13 protein-coding genes are annotated in these 16,186 nt (G+C 71.4%); 6 read left to right on the top strand and 7 right to left on the bottom strand.

Annotated elements, in window-relative coordinates; genetic code table 11:
• Positions 1-119: 119 nt before the first annotated feature.
• The 3 genes from yhjD to ACWD38_RS27925 all read right to left on the bottom strand — a co-directional run bounded on the left by yhjD (position 120) and on the right by ACWD38_RS27925 (position 2,598).
• Entirely contained in the window at positions 120-1,163 is a 1,044-nt protein-coding gene (yhjD, locus tag ACWD38_RS27935) for an inner membrane protein YhjD (protein ID WP_450125250.1), read from the bottom strand.
• A 66-nt stretch (positions 1,164-1,229) separates the two neighbouring features.
• Complete coding sequence (gene trpS / locus ACWD38_RS27930; protein WP_450125251.1) at positions 1,230-2,213, bottom strand: tryptophan--tRNA ligase; 984 nt, start codon at positions 2,211-2,213, stop codon at positions 1,230-1,232.
• Positions 2,214-2,367: 154 nt separating this feature from the next.
• A complete protein-coding gene (locus ACWD38_RS27925) occupies positions 2,368-2,598 on the bottom strand; it encodes a hypothetical protein (RefSeq protein ID WP_184482632.1) in 231 nt (76 codons plus the stop codon).
• Positions 2,599-3,174: 576 nt separating this feature from the next.
• Here ACWD38_RS27925 and ACWD38_RS27920 point away from each other — a divergent pair.
• Positions 3,175-4,665: a S8 family peptidase gene (locus ACWD38_RS27920; protein ID WP_450125249.1), complete on the top strand. Its 1,491-nt coding sequence runs from the start codon at positions 3,175-3,177 to the stop codon at positions 4,663-4,665.
• Positions 4,666-4,914: 249 nt separating this feature from the next.
• On the opposite strand, the gene ACWD38_RS27915 is transcribed toward ACWD38_RS27920, so the two are convergent.
• The 3 genes from ACWD38_RS27915 to ACWD38_RS27905 all read right to left on the bottom strand — a co-directional run bounded on the left by ACWD38_RS27915 (position 4,915) and on the right by ACWD38_RS27905 (position 7,063).
• Positions 4,915-5,559 carry an HD domain-containing protein gene (locus tag ACWD38_RS27915; protein ID WP_184482637.1) on the bottom strand — a complete coding sequence of 215 codons (645 nt, stop codon included), beginning with the start codon at positions 5,557-5,559 and terminating at the stop codon, positions 4,915-4,917.
• 69 nt (positions 5,560-5,628) lie between these two features.
• Positions 5,629-6,174, bottom strand: a complete 546-nt coding sequence (locus ACWD38_RS27910) for a DinB family protein (RefSeq protein ID WP_184482640.1) — start codon at positions 6,172-6,174, stop codon at positions 5,629-5,631.
• Between the two features lie 91 nt (positions 6,175-6,265).
• Positions 6,266-7,063 (bottom strand): exodeoxyribonuclease III, encoded by a 798-nt coding sequence (locus ACWD38_RS27905; protein WP_184482643.1) that lies wholly within the window; start codon positions 7,061-7,063, stop codon positions 6,266-6,268.
• A gap of 222 nt (positions 7,064-7,285) precedes the next feature.
• On the opposite strand from ACWD38_RS27905, the gene ACWD38_RS27900 reads away from it, so the two are divergent.
• The 5 genes from ACWD38_RS27900 (at position 7,286) to ACWD38_RS27880 (ending at position 14,753) form a co-directional block, all read left to right on the top strand.
• Positions 7,286-8,200: a helix-turn-helix domain-containing protein gene (locus tag ACWD38_RS27900; protein WP_184482646.1), complete on the top strand. Its 915-nt coding sequence runs from the start codon at positions 7,286-7,288 to the stop codon at positions 8,198-8,200.
• 260 nt (positions 8,201-8,460) lie between these two features.
• The gene (locus ACWD38_RS27895; RefSeq protein WP_184482649.1) at positions 8,461-8,697 is read left to right on the top strand and encodes a DUF397 domain-containing protein; all 237 of its coding nucleotides are present in this window, start codon (positions 8,461-8,463) and stop codon (positions 8,695-8,697) included.
• 57 nt (positions 8,698-8,754) lie between these two features.
• Positions 8,755-9,111, top strand: a complete 357-nt coding sequence (locus tag ACWD38_RS27890) for a hypothetical protein (RefSeq protein ID WP_184482652.1) — start codon at positions 8,755-8,757, stop codon at positions 9,109-9,111.
• Positions 9,112-9,834: 723 nt separating this feature from the next.
• A complete protein-coding gene (locus ACWD38_RS27885) occupies positions 9,835-10,581 on the top strand; it encodes an ABC transporter ATP-binding protein (protein ID WP_450125248.1) in 747 nt (248 codons plus the stop codon).
• Between the two features lie 386 nt (positions 10,582-10,967).
• Complete coding sequence (locus ACWD38_RS27880; RefSeq protein WP_450125247.1) at positions 10,968-14,753, top strand: hypothetical protein; 3,786 nt, start codon at positions 10,968-10,970, stop codon at positions 14,751-14,753.
• A gap of 9 nt (positions 14,754-14,762) precedes the next feature.
• Here the strand turns inward: ACWD38_RS27880 and ACWD38_RS27875 are convergent, their stop codons facing one another.
• Entirely contained in the window at positions 14,763-15,731 is a 969-nt protein-coding gene (locus ACWD38_RS27875) for a helix-turn-helix transcriptional regulator (protein ID WP_184482664.1), read from the bottom strand.
• Positions 15,732-16,186 lie beyond the last annotated feature (455 nt).

The following is a 16,186-nucleotide window of genomic DNA, read 5'->3' as shown; positions in this document are numbered from 1 at the left end:
CCGGCGAATCCCGCCCCGTTCCCTCGTGGCGGAGCCACTCGGGAAAAAGATCCCGCAGCGAGAAGAACGCTGAGGTTCCGCCACCCGCCCCCTACGCAGAAAAACAACGACACGGAGGATCAACGACGGCGTCGGAGGCTCCAGCCGAGCAGAGCTCCCAGGCCGAACAGGCCGATCGTCGTCGCGCCGCCGGACTTCCGGACTCGCACTTGCGGGCGGATCACGGCCGGTGGGGGCGGTTCCGGGAGGGCGCGCCGTTCGTTCTCGGCGGCCGAGGCCGTCCAGGCCGTGACGAACAGGATGAAGCGCGACGTCAGGTACGCGAACACGAGCAGACCGAGGATGGGGCCGAACGCGGCGGCCGCGGGCGAGCCGGTGACGCTGCCCAGGTAGATCACGCCGACCTGCTTGAGGACTTCGAAGCCGACCGCGGCGAACAGGCCGCCCCACATCGCGCTGCGCAACGTCACCGGGGTGCGCGGCAGCCGCGCCAGCACCCAGGTGAACACCAGCCAGCCCGCCAGCAGCGAGAGCAGGATCGTCAGCACCGACAGCACGATCCGCGCGGGCACCGTGTTGCCGATGCCGAGCAGCCCGAACAGCGCGCGCCCCGCGCCGCCGCCGAGCGCGCTGAGCCCGAACGAGAGCGCCATCGCCAAGCCCAGGCCGAGCAGCGACAGCAGGTCGGAGCCGAGCCGCTTCAGCATCGGCGGGGCCTGCTGGTCCTGGCTCCACTGCGCGGTCAACGCTTCGCGCAGGTTCGTCATCCATCCCAGCCCCGAGTACAGGGCGACGAGCAGACCGATGATCCCGACGGCGCCCGCCTGCTCGATCGCCTGCCCCACGACCTGGTTGAGCATGCCGCTCATCTGCGGGTCCGGGACGGCTTCGGTGATCGAGCGGCGCAGCTCGTCCAGCAGGTCGGGGTTGCCGCCGAGCACGAATCCGGCGACGGCGAAGGAGATCATCAGCAGCGGGACGAGCGCGAGCACGCTGAAGTAGGTGATCGCCGCGGCGTAGTAGTCGCCGTACTGGCCTTGGTAGCGCGCCGCCGCCCGGATCAACCGGTCCAGCCACGGGTGGTCCCGCCGCAACCGTTCCAACAGGCCGGATACGCCCTCGCCGGGTGTGGCGCTGCGCGCCGGTTGACTGCGATCCGTCACGGATTCACCTCCAGGCCCATCCGGGACTGCCCCGAACGGGCCTGAGGCTACCGCCGAATGATCTCCTCAGCGCAGAGGCGGCAAGAAGCCGACGCGCTCGTAGGTGAGCCGCAGCGTCTCGGCGGCGACCTCCCGCGCGTGCTCGGCTCCTCGGCGCAGCACCTTGTCGAGCTCCGCGGGGTCCGCGAGGTAGCCGTTGACCTTCTCCTGGAACGGCGTCGCGAATTCGACGAAGGTCTCGCCGACGGCCTTCTTCAGGTCGCCGTACCCCCTGCCTTCGAACTCGGTCTCCAGGTCGGCGATGGTGCTGCCGGTGAGCGAGGACTGGATCGCGAGCAGGTTGCTCACGCCCGCCTTGTTCTCCGGGTCGTAGCGGATTTCGCGCTCGTTGTCGGTGACCGCGGAGCGGATCTTCTTCGCGGAGCGCTTCGGCTCCTCCAGCAGGTCGATCACGCCGCTCGGCTGCGACTTGCTCATCTTCGCCGACGGGTCCTGCAGGTCCTGGATCTTCGCGGCTTCCTTCGGGATGTGCGCGGAGGGCACGGTGAAGGTGTCGCCGTAGCGGGAGTTGAACCGCTGCGCGAGGTTGCGGGTGAGCTCCAGGTGCTGGCGCTGGTCTTCGCCGACGGGGACCTGGTTCGCCTGGTACAGCAGGATGTCCGCGGCCTGCAGCACCGGGTAGGTGAACAGCCCGACGCTGATGTGGTCGGCGTCCTGGCGGGCCGACTTGTCCTTGAACTGGGTCATCCGCCCGGCTTCGCCGAATCCGGCGAGGCATTCCAGCACCCAGCTCAGCTGGGCGTGCTCGGGGACGTGGCTCTGCACGAACAGGGTGGACGCGTCCGGGTCGATCCCCAGCGCGAGCAGTTGCGCCGCGGACACGCGGGTGCGCTTGCGCAGCAGCTCCGGGTCTTGCGCGACGGTGATCGCGTGCAGGTCGACGACGCAGTAGAAGGCGTCGTGGTCGGCCTGCATCCGCACCCAGGACCGCAGGGCGCCCAGGTAGTTGCCGAGGTGGAAGGAATCGGCGGTGGGCTGGATGCCCGACAGGACGCGGGGACCGCGTCCCGTCGCCGAGTCGCCTGCTGCGGAAGTGCGCGGGTTCTGGGTGGCCGAGTCGTCGCTGCTCACCCGTTGATTCTCGCAAGGTCCGCCGGGTCGGGGGGACCGGGTCGCGCATGTTCGCGGCGGGAACGCCGCGCGGTCAGCCCTTGCGCTGGTTCTCGGGCTGGATCTCGATCTTCTTGCGGCGGAGCACGCCGGCGAGCATGCCCACGACGCCGAAGCCGATGGCGGCGAGCCCGACCGGGGCCGTCGCGACTTCGAAGAAGTTGTCCTGCGCGAGGATCCGGCCGCTGCCCGCGGCTTGCGCCGTCGCGGTACCCAGGATCGTGGTGGCCATCAACAGCCCCAGCACCAATCCTCGCGTGGTCATGCGAGCAAATCGGCTACGCACGAGCGTTGCCTCCCTTAACGGTTAACCCGTACGGGTCATCGAACTCTCGACCCGGTTGCGGACCGTACCGATCGCGAGTGAACACCACGATCGCGTTGCGTAAACCGGTCACAACGCAGAGATCCTATTTACCCCCTGAAGCGTGGCCGCAGCGGGTACCCGAAGCGGCGATCATCACTGATCGCAGCTGGTGAGCCGGACTTGCTCGCACGATGCGTTGAATTAACACGATTCGACCGGTGACCAGTGCCATACCGTGCAAGGCGGCAAGACCGGCAAGGGACTGAGCCGTCCGGCCCAGGGACGGGCCCCGAATCGGCGGAGCCTCCCGGAGGGGCGGCGCCGGCTCCGGTCCGCGATCGCGCCCGGCCACCGCGGTGATCGCGGCGAACCTCGCCGAACGTCACCCGAAGCACACCCGGCTGCCGTCGGATTACTCCTTTTCGCCCTACCCAAGTTCCCCGATTGGGCGGAGTATCCGACGATCATTCACTGATCGCTCGGTACGAGTGTGCCGTGGGAGGACACGTGTCACCACATCGATCGACATCGCGAATGCCTGGGAAATCCCTGCGCATCGCGGGTTCCGCGTTGGCGCTGAGCCTGCTGGTCCCGGCCGTCGCCGCCGTCCCGTCCAGCCTTCCCGCGCCCAGCGCGACGGCCGCCGAATCCGCGGCGCCCGCGCACTTCGTGGTGCTGGGGCCGACCGGCGACGGACTCCGCACCACCGAGGACTCGGTGCGGGCCGTCGGCGGGACCGTGGTGCAGAGCTGGCCGCAGATCGGGGTGGTCGTGGCGACCGCCACCGATCCGGGCTTCGCCGCCGCCGTGCGCGCGCAGCCCGCGGTGGAGCAGGCGGGCGCGAGCCGCAACCTCGCCGAACAGCTGCCGCCCGCCCCGCCGAGCACCCGGCTGGAGACCTTGGAGGGCACCGCCGACGCCCGCCCCGCCGCGATCAACGGGCAGGAGCCGCTGGAAGCCGACCAGTGGGACCTGCCGCTGATCAAGGCCGATCAGGCGCACGCGATCTCCCAGGGCAGCCCGGAGGTCACCGTCGGCGTGCTCGACTACGGCATCGACCCGGAACACCCCGACCTGAAGCCGAACCTGGACCTGGCGAAGTCGGTGAGCTGCGCCGAAGAGGGCATCCCGAACACCGCCGTGGAGGCGTGGGCACCGGAGGACGAGACCCAGGCGCACGGCACGCACGTCGCGGGCACGATCGCCGCGGCCCGCAACGGAGTCGGCGTGGCGGGGGTCGCGCCGGACGTCGGCCTCGCCTCGGTGCGCGTGATCGACGACGACGGGTTCATCTATCCCGAGTACGCGGTGTGCGGGTTCATCTGGGCCGCCGAGCACGGTTTCGACGTCACGAACAACTCGTACTTCGTCGACCCCTGGTACCTGTGGTGCGAGAACGATCCGGACCAGCGCGCGGGCGCCGAAGCGGTGCGCCGCGCCGTCGCCTACGCGGCGGGCCACGACGTGGTGAACGTGGCCGCGGCGGGCAACAGCGGCTGGGACCTCTCGCAGCCGATCCACGACACGAACAGCCCGAACAACGGCGGCCCGGTGCAGGACCGGCAGACCGGGCACGACTGCACCGTGCTGCCGGGCGAGCTGCCCGGCGTGGTGACCACGTCCTCGGTCGGCGTGGACTCGGTGAAGTCGTACTTCTCCAACTACGGCCTGGGTTCGACGACGGTGACCGCACCGGGCGGCGACGCGAAGCAGCTCCCGCCGACGCCGTCGGCGAACGGCCGCATCCTCTCCACCGTTCCCGGTGGCGGCTGGGGCTGGATGCAGGGCACGTCGATGGCGTCGCCGCACGCGGCGGGCGTGGTGGCACTGCTGCGCAGCACCCACCCGGAGTGGAACGCGCCGCAGACGACGGGCGCGCTGTCCGGCCAGGCGGACGCGCTGCCGTGCCCGACGGCCTACGACCCGGACGGCGACGGCAAACCGGACGCGGTCTGCGAAGGCGGTACCACCGGCGCCGGCTTCTACGGTGCCGGACTGATCGACGCCCTGGACGCCGTCAGCTGACCGGACGCCGGTGCGCCTTCCGGAAGGAAGGCGCACCGGCACGGCCTCTTTTGATCCTTGTCTTGTCAGTGGCGAAGCCGCTGAGCAGCGACCACCAAAGCAAAACGACCACCAGCGGGTTCTCAGCGGTTTCCTCGCGAGGACAGCTTTTTTCCTCGTGGCGGAGCCACTTGGAAAAAAGATCCCGCAGCGAGGAAACCGCTGAGGTTCCGCCACCCGCCCCCTACGCAGGTCCTTCCGACGGGGCCATCAAGCTCCTGGCGCCACCCAGCCGCGCCGCTCTCCCTCGTTGATCAGCTCTTGCACCGCCGTCCACAGCGGAGTCGACGCCTCGCCGATCACGGCCTTGCGCTCGCGCACCACGTCCGCGGTGACGCCGGGAGTGCGCCACGTCCCGCCGCCGGTGAGCCAGTTCAGCAGCAGCGGCTGCACCCGGTCGATCGCCTTGGCGAAGCGCGCCTCCGGGGTGCGGCGGGCCTCGAACTCGTCCCACAGCTCCCGGAAGCGGCGCTCCTGGTCGTCGGGCAGCAATCCGAACAACCGGTCCGCGGCGGCTTCTTCGCGCTGCTGCTGGCTCTCCCGGCCTTCGTCGTCGTAGAGCGGGGTGTCGCCCGCGTAGATCTCGATGAGGTCGTGCACGACGACGAGCTCGATGGTGCGGCCGACGTCGATCGGCTCGTCGGAGTGCTCGGCCAGCACCGACACCATCAGGGCGAGGTGCCAGGAGTGCTCGGCGTCGTTCTCCCGCCGGTCGGCCGCGGCCAGCGGCGACTGCCGGAGCACCGTCTTGAGCTTGTCCACCTCGGCCACGAACACCAGCTGCTCCCGCAGCCTCCCGACGACGGAGCCGGGCAACGGGCTGCGCTGAGCGATCAGTTCATCTTCGGATTCCACCCGCCCAGATTGGCCACCCCGGCACCGGCGATCAACACCCGCGCGGTCCTCGTCGCCGAATCGGCCGCGCTACTCGCCGATGCGTCCGTCGATCCGTTCGCGCAGCAGGTCGGCGTGGCCGTTGTGCCGGGCGTACTCCTCGATCATGTGCACGAGCAGTTCGCGCAGCGTCCGCACGCCCCTGTCGTGCCCGACGAAGTCGAGATCGGTCTCGGCCGCGAACCGCTCGGCGAACGCGACCTCGTCGCGCCAGGCTGCCCACGCGTCGTCCACCACGGCCGGGTCCGCCACGGCACCGTCGAAGTCGCCGTCGGGCTCGGTGGCGGACTGGTAGCGCTTGGGCACGTCCTGCCCGGCGAACCGGCGGCGGAACCAGCCGCGCTCCACGTCGGCCAGGTGCCGCAGCAGCCCGAGCAGCGACATGGTCGACGGCTCGACCGCGCGGCGGGCCAGCTGCTCGGCGTCCAGGCCCTCGCACTTGATCTGCAAGGTCAGCCGCTGGTAGCGCAGGTACTCCACGAGCGTCGACCGCTCGTCCCCCGGCGGCGCGTCGCTGTCCCGAGGGTCGACCGCGGGGTCCAGGAACAGGTCGGCGCGGTGCTGAGGCGAGGTCATCCCCCGATCCTCACCACGCCCCACCCCCCGATCAACCGAATTTCCGCGCGCACCCGCGGTACCGATCGAACGCAGGCCCCGGCTGGGGCGGTCAGCGGTCGTAGGTCGTTGTGACCGGGGCGTGGTCGCTCCAGCGCTTGTCGTAGGACGGGGCCTTCTCGACCCAGGACTCGGTGGCCAGCTCGGCCAATCCGGGAGTCGCGACCTGGTAGTCGATGCGCCAGCCGGAGTCGTTGTCGAAGGCCTTGCCGCGGTAGGACCACCAGGAGTATGGGCCCGGCCCTTCGGGATTGCGGGCGCGGAAGACGTCGACGTAGCCGAGTTCGTCGAAGACGCGGCTCATCCATTCCCGTTCCTCGGGCAGGAAACCCGCCGACTTCTGGTTGGCCTTCCAGTTCTTCAGGTCGACTTCGCGGTGCGCGATGTTCCAATCCCCGCAGACGAGCACCTCCATTCCCGCCGCACGCGCGCGTGCGCGCAGGGATTCGAGGTAGGGCAGGAATTCCGCCATGAACCGTTCCTTCTCGTCCTGGCGTTCCGTGCCCACCTCCCCGCTGGGCAGGTAGAGGCTGGCGACGACGAGCCCGGGGAGCTCGATCTCGGCGTAGCGCCCGCTGTCGTCGAATTCGGCGCTGCCGAAACCGATCCGGGACGCCGAGGGTTCCACTCGGGAGTACAGCGCGACGCCGCTGCGCCCCTTCGCGGAACTGGGCGCGAGCAGCGGGAACCAGCCTTCGGGCTCGCGGACGGCGGCCGTGAGCTGGTCCGGTTCGGCGCGGGTCTCCTGCATGCAGATGACGTCGGCCCGGGTTCCGGCCAGCCACTCGACGAATCCCTTTTTCGCGGCGGCGCGCAATCCGTTGACGTTGACGGTCGAGACGGTGAACACGACGAGGAGCGTAACGATCGGCACCGACGAACCGACGTTGCGTTCGACGCGGCACTGCGGGGACACTGCTCGCGCATTGACGCAACTGGGGAATCACCGAGATGTTGATCATGAGATACTGCACCCGCCGGATCGCCTCACAACTTTCGTAGGTAGTGCGATGCGGTGAGCTAGACTGCCCTGTCGGGCAACGGTGCGTACCGGAGTCATGACGATGTGTCGATGGAAACGACCGTGTGGAAAGCGGGAGGTCTGGACGTGACCACGGATGGTGCCGCGACCGGCGGCCCCACCGCTCGCCGGCTGGTCCTGGGGAGCCAGTTGCGCCGGTTGCGCGAAGCCAGCGGCATCTCCCGCGAGGACGCCGGCTACGAGATCCGCGGCTCCGGCTCCAAGATCAGCCGCCTGGAGCTCGGCCGGGTCGGGTTCAAGGAACGCGACGTCGCCGACCTGCTGACCCTCTACGGCGTCACCGACGAGTCCGAGCGCGGCTCCTTCCTCGAACTCGTCCGGCAGTCCAACCAGCCCGGCTGGTGGCACCGCTACAGCGACCTCGTCCCGTCGTGGTTCCAGGACTACGTGGGACTGGAGGAGTCCGCTTCGCGGATCCAGACCTACGAGATCCAGTTCGTGCCCGGCCTGCTGCAGACCGAGACCTACGCGCGGGCGATCTCCAGCCAGGGCAGGCCGGAGGCCGTCGAGGACGAGGTCGAGCGCCGCGTCCGGCTGCGGATGCACCGGCAGCGGCTGTTCACCCAGCCGAACGCCCCGCGACTGTGGGCGGTCATCGACGAGTCGGTGCTGCACCGGCCGATCGGCGGCGTGGAGGTGCTGCGCGAGCAGATCGACCACCTGCTCGAAGTGATCAAGCTGCCCACCATCTCGTTGCAAGTACTGCCGCTCGACCTGGGCCGGTCCGGGGCCGAGGGAGCGTTCACCATCCTGCGGTTCGCCGAGCAGGAGATCCCGGACATCGTCTACCTCGAGCACCTCTCCGGCGCGCTGTACTTGGACAAGCCGGAGGACGTGGAGCTCTACAGCAAGGTGAGTCACCGGCTCGCGGTCGATGCGCAGACCCCCGAGGCGACCCGGAAGACCTTGCACGCCGCCCGCAAGGCGCTCCACAAAGAGATTTAGGTCACACTTCCCCGAAGAGTGTTACGCGCCTGTCGCCGATGGCGCATCGTGCACACCGCCGTAAGCAGGATTAATCTGCGATTGCGGTGGTAGCACTTCGACTCCGCGTGATCATCTCTGCGCGGAACGTCACCGACCCTCGCTCCCGTGCGTCTGCACGTGCATTCATCATTCCAACGTTCAGTGATACGGTCCTTGCACGATCGAATGCACGTGCAGTTGGTCGTTGCAAGCAAGTCGGGGAAAGGCTGGGACCTTCGATGCCGGAGATCCGAAACGGAATGACCGCAGGACACCTGCCCGACGCCGCTTGGCGCAAGAGCGCCTACAGCGGATCGGTCGGCAACTGCGTGGAGCTGGCCTCCCTGCTGGACGGGGAGATCGCCGTCCGCAACTCGCGCTACCCCGACGGCCCCGCCCTCATCTACACCCGAGACGAGATCGCGGCCTTCCTGTCGGGGGCCAAGGACGGCGAGTTCGATGACCTGATCGTCTAGCCCCTTCACGTCTCACCAGCATTCGACCAGCGTTCGCGCATAACCCTCGGTGGCGTCATGAAAGACATAACGGACGGCTTGCAGGCACTCATCGCCCGCGACTTCCACTTCGCGCACCCCCGTGACTCGAACGGCACGTTGATCGCCGTCGTCGGCATCCGGGTGCACCACGGCGTGATCGACATCGTTCAGCTCTACGGCGAGGACGACGCCGACGCGGCACGCATCCCCGGCGACGAACCGGACGTGCTTTTCCCGAAGACCGTCTTGTGGCGGACCACGGGACAGGCCGGCGACGTCATCGAAGCGGCGCTGGCGCTGGAGAACCCGGCGGCGGAGCCCCCCGCGCAGACCAAGGGCTGCTGGGTTCCGACGAACACCGGGCGTTCGGCCTGGCTCGCCGCCTCCGCCTGAGGTCACCGGACCGGCGCGGGCCAACGCCGTCCCCGTCGGCCCCGGTTCCACGCAGGACGTTCGCCGAAGCGCGCCGGTAGGCGATCCGCGCGGCTCCCCGGAGTTCTCCCGGGTCGAGCGCGGGATCGCCGCCACGGCGCGGAATCCCTCCCCGTCCGATGCCGTCGGGCGTCGGGAATCCGGCCGGGTCGGCCGGTCGGCGGGAGGTCGAGGAAAGGTCGCGATCGGACCAACTCTCGTTGAACTCCGCGGCGCCGCGGTGGCGCGACGACCGCTCGAATCGAGCGAATCTCCCTGACATCGCTGGTCGTGCGCGCATCGAGCGGGTGGAGCGCATGCCGGACGCGACCGGACCGTGCCGCACACTCGATCATGAGCGCGGCACCCGCACCGTTCGGCCTCGGCCATCCGGCGGAGGCGGCACTCCGCCCGCCCGGCGACCCGGTCGCCCGCCGCCGCATCGGCGCAGGCGTGCGCGCCGGGGCTGTGAAACCCCCGGCACGGCAGGGATTCCGGCGCACCACCGGCGCGCCGGGCAAGATCCGGAATGAGGCGTTCGAGCAACTTCGGGTGCGCTCGAACGTCCTACGAACAGCACTCACCCGGCACGCCGCGGTGGCCGGTCATTCCGGCCGATGGGCCGATCCGCCCGGCCGCCGCGATGGGTGAACGTGTCGGACGACCGGCCGCAGCAGCGACCGGACCAGCGGCGAGGAGGACGACATGTCCGGAGGAATCCCGGTGAGCGGCGGCGCGGTCGTCTCGCGGGTCACCAAGCGCTTCGGCCGATCGGGCCGGGAGACCACGGCGTTGGACTCGGTGGACCTGCGCATCGCGCCGGGGCGGTTCACGACGGTGATCGGGGCGGCGAACTCCGGCAAGTCGGTGCTGATGCGCTGTCTGGCTGGGCTGGAACGGCCGACGTCCGGTGCGGTGTTCGTCGAGGGCACCGATCTCGCCTCGCTCGGCGAGCTCGACCTGACCGAGTTCCGCCGCGAGCGCATCGGCATGCTCTTCCAGCAGAGCAACCTGCTGCCCGAACTCACGGCGCTGGACAACGTGCTGCTGCCGTTCGACATCGCGGGCACCCGCCCCGATCCGGCGCTGCTGGAACAGGTGCTGGACGTGCTCGCGGTGCGGGATCTGCTGGAGCAGCGCCCGACGCGGATGTCCCCTTCGGAGCGGCACCGGATCGCGCTGGCGCGGATTCTGGCGCAGCAGCCCGACATCGTGCTCGCCGACGAGCCGATGAAGTCGCTCGACGCGGTCACCGCCCGGCACCTGCTGCGGATTCTGCGCCGCTGCTGCACGGAATTCGGCCGGACGGTCGTGCTTTTCTCCGCCGATTCGACCTCCGCCGCTTACTCCGATCGCATCGTGTCCCTCAAATCCGGCCGAGTCACAAATGATCAAGAACGGCCCGCGGATTGCCCTTGCTGCCCGGACGGCGGAGTTCCCGAGATCGCATGAGCGCGGGCTCGTCGAACTGATTCGGTCGAGCGCTCGCCCTTCCCGCGACGGCGAACTCCGGTCGCTCCGGCGCCGCGCACGGCCGGTGCGACGACCGCTCGGCACCGGGAAATGCGCGGTGAGCTGGCCCGGAGCAATTCGCGCTCACCACCTCGTTCCGAGCGCGGGGTATGACCGACGACACCGTTCGGTAAAAATGCGATCATGGGTGCCGCGCGGCGCGCCAGGAAGGCGCCCGCGTGGGAATCCCCCACCGACCGCCGCGCCGAGGTACCGCCTCCTTCCGCGAATCCGGCGGCCCGCCCGCTGAATTCCCGGTGAAGACGACGGCGTGACCGCCCGGCGCAGAACGAGAGCTGTTGATGCCTGAACAGGTTCCCGGACCCATGCGAGTGCGCGACCTGTCCGTCGAGGCGCACGGCTCGACGGTGCTGATCCTGCACGGAGACGGCGACGAGCCGGAACGCCGGGTGTTCCAGGGGATTCCGGTCGCGCCGGGGGACGGACTGGTGCTGGCGTCCTCGATCGCGGTGCGCACGAGCTCTTTCCGCAGCGCGCTGCGCCACGCCTGCCGGATGGCGTTGACGGCGGCGGCCAAGCAGCGGATCGACGACTCCGCCGAACCGCGCCTGTGGCTGGCCGTGTCCGGGCTGGGCCGCGGTGACGGGCGCGGCAAAGCGGTGGCGCAGAAGATCGCCCGCGAGTTCTCCGCGGAGGTGTTCGCGCCCGACGGGCCGCTGACCTTCGTCGCGGGCGGGTCGATCTTCGCCGGAGCCGATCACCACCGGTGGATGCGGTTCGTCGAGGGCGGCCCCGGTGAGTTCCACAGCGCGCGCTACCCGCAGCCGGACTGGGAATCGCAGCTGCCGCGCGGCGAAGTGGCCGACGGCGGCCTGCAGACCCGCCCGGTCCCGGCGGGCCTGTCGGTGAGCGCGGACGACGTGCTCAGCCATTCGGTGGCGGTCTCGGCGTGGCACCCGCGGCTGGTACTGGGGTCGCCGGGCGGCGATCTGATCGCTCCGCACCAGGTCGCGGCGTTGCTGCGGCGGTTCCCGAAACCGCTGCTGGACCGCATCCAGCTGGTGCCCGCCGATCCGCGCACCGCGTCCAGCCAGTGGCTGCGCAAGCTCGCCGAACTCGTCGAGCACGACGTCGTGAGCGCGACCGGCCTGGTCCGTCACGACACCCGCACCGAGTTCGTCTACATCGCCGACGAGGCGGGCAATCCGCTGTGGCAGCCGTTCCCGGCGATGCTGCGCTACTCCCCCACCGGCACGACGACGCCGGTGCTGGCGGGGCCGCCGCCGCGCGGCTGGACGCCGGGTCCGCTGGTGTACCGGTGGGGCGGAGCTCCCTCGCCGCGGCCGGTTCCGCAGGAGATCGTGGCGAAGGTGGTGCCGTCCGGGCTCGCGCTGCTGCCCGCCGCCGAACTGGGCAAGCCCGGCGCGGCGGATCGGCTGGCGTTCGAGTCGAACCGGTTCACGGTGGCGCTGGGCTGGCCGTGCGCGCCGGTGCCGGAGGGCACCCAGGTCGCGCTGTACCGGCTGCTGGCCGGGTTGGCACCGGAGCAGTCGGCGCGCCTGCGGGTGCTGGTGCTCGGGGTGGCCGACGAGCGGATGCGCTCGGAGATCCTGTCCGCCGCGGGCGAGTGGGCGCCGCGGGTGTCGTTCCCGTCGGTGCTGACGGCGCCACTGGTGGCGCCGCAGCACGCGCGTGCACGCGGGTACGGGTCGGAGGCCGCGGCCGAAGCCGCCGCCGCTGAGGCCGCCGGGACGAGCGGCGGTGCCATCCGGCGGGCTTCGGAGGCCGACGGGGAGTCCGGCGCGGGCGGGTCCGCTCCGCCGGCGGGCTCCGGCGAGTCCACTGAGGACTCAGCTGAGCCGACGGCTCCGGACGGTTCCGAGGCAGGTTCTCCGCAGGAGCAGGGCACGACCGGTTCCGGCGCGGAAGCCGCCGCCAGGGCGGAGCAGGCCGTCAACGGAGTCACGCCCGTGGTGCCGCCCGCGCCGAACACCGTGTCGGCCTCCGATCCGGTGTCCTCGGCGACCGTGCGGTTGTCCCGGTCGTTGATCCAGACGGCGGTGGCCTCGTCCGCCGTGGCGAGCACCGCGGTCGCCGCGCAGGTCCCGGCGACGTCCTCGGCGAAGTTCACCAAGGTCCCGCGCACTCCGGTGAGCGCGTCGGCGGTGAGCGGCGGCGCGTCGGCCGCGAGCGGTTCGGCGGGCCGCGGCGCGGCGGACGCCGTGGCCGGCGGTGGCGCGGCGACCGAGCGGCCCGCGAACCGGCCCACGGTCACCGCCACGGCGAGCGCGGACGCGGAGGCCGGAACTACGACCGGTGCCACCGCGAACGGTGCACCGGCGCAGGCCGCCCGCCCCCGCGAGGCGTTGCCGAAGCGGGAGCCGGGCGCCTCGCCGTTGTCCCGCGAGTCCGCGAAGCGCCGCGCTGCCGCCGCCGCTCGGCTGGCCGCCGCGCAGGAACGAGCCCGGCGCGCCACGTCCGCCGACGCCGCTCCCGAGCCGGAGGCGACGGCCTCGGGGGACGCGGCGCCCGGCTCCGGCTCCCCGACGACCGCCGCAGAAGCGGCACCAGAACCCGTTGCCGTGGAACAGGTCGCGGCAGAAGCGGTTGCGGCGGAACCCGTTGCTGCGGAGCGGACGCCGCCTGAAGCGGAGACCACCGCCGCGTCCACCACGGGCAGCGGAGCTGCCGCTGCGGCGGCGGGAGAACCGGCGGAAGCGGACCGCGGACCACACTCCACGCCGGCCGGAGAACCCTCGGACTCGGCGACGGCCGCGGAACCCGCCGACGCGAGCACCGAGGCCGCTGAGCAGGCATCCACACCGGCCGAGCGGGCCGCACCCGGACAGTCCACACCGGACTCAGCTGATCCGGGCACGCTCCGGATTCCGCACCTCGGAGCCGCCGCGAGCACCGAGGCCGTCGAGCAGCCGTCTCCGCCGGTCGAGCGGGCCGCGCCCGGACAGTCCACATCGGACTCAGCTGATCCGGGCACGGTCCGGATTCCGCACCTCGGTGCCGCCGCGAGCGCCGCCGCGCCCGACCCGACTCCGGCCGCCGAGCAGACCATGCGAATCCCCGTCGTTCCCGCGCAGCCGCCGATGACGCCCACGGCCCCGCCGGTGCCCCCGGCCCCGCCGATGACGTCCTCGACGATGCCCGTCACCTCGTCCGGACCGGTCGGCAGGTCGCAGCCCGCGCCGAGCCGCCCCGCGCCACCGGCCCCCGCCGAGCGGGCGGCACCGCCCGCCGCGGAACCGGACGCGGCGCCCACCCAGGACGCCACGGCGAGCGCGACTCCCCGCACCGACGAGGAGGCACCGGGCCAATCCGGCGGAGAGCCGCCCGCCGAACCCGCACCGGCGTGGCTCCCCGCCGAAGCACGACCCGAGTTCGGGCCCGACCACCAGAGCACCGAGGCGCAGCGGACCGCGTTCGCCCGCCTCGTCGGCGACGCGTACGAAGCCGCGCTGCCCTCGGTGAACACGGCGCTGGCCACGTTCCCCGCGCTGCGCGAGGAGCAGCTGCAGGAGGCCAAGAGCGACTTCGTCGCCGTGCACGTGTACCTCGGCGACGGCGATTTCGGGGCGGCCACGGTGAACGCGGTGCTGCGGCGCGGCATCATCACCGAACTCGGCGACTACCTCGCCTGCACGCTGTCCGGGCTGCGGCGGCTGCCGGTGCACCGCGGGCCGGTGTTCCGGCTGCTCGACGCGGAGGTGCTCGACGCCTACCGGCCGGGTGCGCTGCTGACCGAACCGGCGTTCCTCAGCGCCAGTTCGGCACCGGAGATCGCCGCGCCCGCGCGCTCGGAGCACCGCACCGACGTGATCATCTGGTCGCAGTCGTCCCGGCGCACCTCCGCGTTCCACCGGCTCGGGCTGGTCGACGAAGTCGTGTTCCCCGCGGGCAGCCGGTTCCGGGTGCTGGCCGTGGACCGGCCGGACTCCGACGACCCGCCCGCGCTGCTGCTCCGCGAGCTGCGCGCCGACGAGGACCCGGCGCCCGGCGAGCTCACCGACACCGATGAGGCGATGCTGCCCCGGTTGCGCCGCGCGCTGGACCGGCGTCGGCGCAGCGAGCCGCAGGAGCTCACCGGCGACGCCCTCAACCGCATCACGACACCCGTCGGCCTCGTGCCGAACGACTGAGCGGTCGCGCTAGTCGGCCACGGCGCGCGCGAGGTTCCCGGCGATCTCCGCGAGGTGCTTGCGCAGCTCGTCGGGGCCTTCGACGGTGAGCGGCACGGCGGCGGTGGACATCGCGAGCACATCGAGCGTGATGTCCTCGATGGTGTCCGCGGTGAGCCGCACCGCGCAGCTGCCGTCGTCGAGCTGCCGGACGCTGCCGGGCAGCGGGCCGCGCAGCACGGCGTGCACGCTCTCCGCCGGGGCCTGCACGGTGGCCTCGACGGTGTAGCGGTGGGGAGCGTCGGCGAGCGATCTGCTGACGTAGGCCGCGGGGCTCGGCGCGGGCAGCTCGCGGGGCTCGAAGCCGCGCCCGGTGGGGACGGGGCCGGTGAGCCGGTCCAGCAGGAACGACCGCCACTCGGCCCGGTCCAGGTCGTAGCCGACGAGGTACCAGCGGTGGTGACCGGTGAGCAGGTGGTGCGGTTCCACCCGCAGCTCGGCGTCGTCGGCCTCGCGCGTCCGGCAGGTGACCACCTCGTGGTCGCGGCAGGCCGCGGCCAGCACCGCCAGCACCTCCGGGTCGACCCGCCCTCGCCCGTCGCCCGGTGCCGCGGCGGAGGTGCCGCCGAGCGCACTGACCCGGTGGCGCAGCCGCGCGGGCAGCACCTGCTCCAGCTTCGCCAGCGCCTGCGCGGAACTCCGCTCGACCCCGGTGACGGCGCCGCTCGCGGCGGTGAGCAGGGCCGCGGCGATGGCCACCGCCTCCTCGTCGTCGAGCAGCAGCGGCGGCAGCGTCGCCCCGGAGGCGAGCCGGTAGCCGCCCGCCACCCCGGTGGTGCCTTCGACGGGATAGCCGAGTTCGCGGAGCCGTTCGACGTCGCGGCGCACGGTGCGCCCGGTGACGCCGAGCCGGTCGGCCAGTTCGGCTCCCGGCCAGGCACGCCTGCTTTGCAGCAGCGACAGCAATCGCAGCATTCGCGCGGGCAGATCCAAGCTCATGTCGTCACGGTGGCACGATTCGGCGAGCGCATCCGGCGATTGGGTGATTCCGTCCCCTTCGACCCCGATCGACCGCCCGAACTTCTCTCCCCGAAACACCGGCGAGGCCACTCCCGCTAACACGATCCCGCGCAGGAACTACCGCTCCCGGGCGGCACCGAAGACCCGTTCCCGCAGTTCACAGGGGCCGTGGAGTGCGGATTGCGAAGGGATTTCCCGCCCGATTCCCCGTGAAGCGGCGCGAATCGCCCATTCCCGGAGGATTCGTCCGCGAGTTCGGTTCCGGGAGCCGTGCGCGTCCGCGAGGAGAACGGCGTTTCCCGAGTCGGATCACCATTGCGGACGACAGAAGTCCGCGATCCGGTGGAGTGAACGGACCGTTCGTCCTGCCGAGCCGTTCGGCGTCGTCGCGGGGTTCCTGCCAGGGGTGCAGCTTCCCCGCGCCGGTCAGGGGC

This window comes from Saccharopolyspora sp. NPDC002578 (genome assembly GCF_053592695.1).
This window is presented reverse-complemented; position numbering and strand designations above follow the sequence as displayed.